The 690-nt window shown below is 44.8% G+C and carries 1 tRNA gene and 1 rRNA gene; both read right to left on the bottom strand.

Going from position 1 to position 690, the window contains the following annotated elements:
• Positions 1 to 184: 184 nt before the first annotated feature.
• Positions 185 to 260, bottom strand: a tRNA-Glu gene (locus tag BTO10_RS23085).
• A gap of 122 nt (positions 261 to 382) precedes the next feature.
• A 16S ribosomal RNA gene (locus BTO10_RS23090) occupies positions 383 to 690 on the bottom strand; the annotation flags it as partial.

The following is a 690-nucleotide window of genomic DNA, read 5'->3' on the forward strand; positions in this document are numbered from 1 at the left end:
AGACACTTGAATGTGTTTGTGTTGTGTTTACTGTTCTTAATAAATAAGAGCAGATAAACATTGAGAACTTTTAATTTGATTAACTCTAAGAGTTAATCAGTCAGCTTTCCAAATTGTTAAAGAGCTAATCACTTCGTAATGAAGTAACCATTTTTAAAAGCACTATTGAAAATGCACTTAAAGATGGTATCCCGTAGGGGAGTCGAACCCCTGTTACCGCCGTGAAAGGGCGGTGTCCTAGGCCTCTAGACGAACGGGACACTACTAATTTGTCTCCACTTTAAAAAGTAGAAACAAACTTCGAAGAACTTGGGAGTTCTTCGTCTCTTTACTTTCTAAACCGTATCAATCTGTGTGGACACTTATCGTGAATATCTTCGTATAAGGAGGTGATCCAGCCCCAGGTTCCCCTAGGGCTACCTTGTTACGACTTCACCCCAGTCATGAACCACAAAGTGGTGAGCGTCCTCCCGAAGGTTAAACTACCCACTTCTTTTGCAGCCCACTCCCCTGGTGTGACGGGCGGTGTGTACAAGGCCCGGGAACGTATTCACCGTAGCATTCTGATCTACGATTACTAGCGATTCCGACTTCATGGAGTCGAGTTGCAGACTCCAATCCGGACTACGACGCACTTTTTGGGATTCGCTCACTCTCGCAAGTTCGCTGCCCTCTGTATGCGCCATTGTA

The sequence above is a fragment of the Vibrio chagasii genome (assembly GCF_002954585.1).
Classification (GTDB): Bacteria; Pseudomonadota; Gammaproteobacteria; order Enterobacterales; family Vibrionaceae; genus Vibrio; species Vibrio chagasii_A.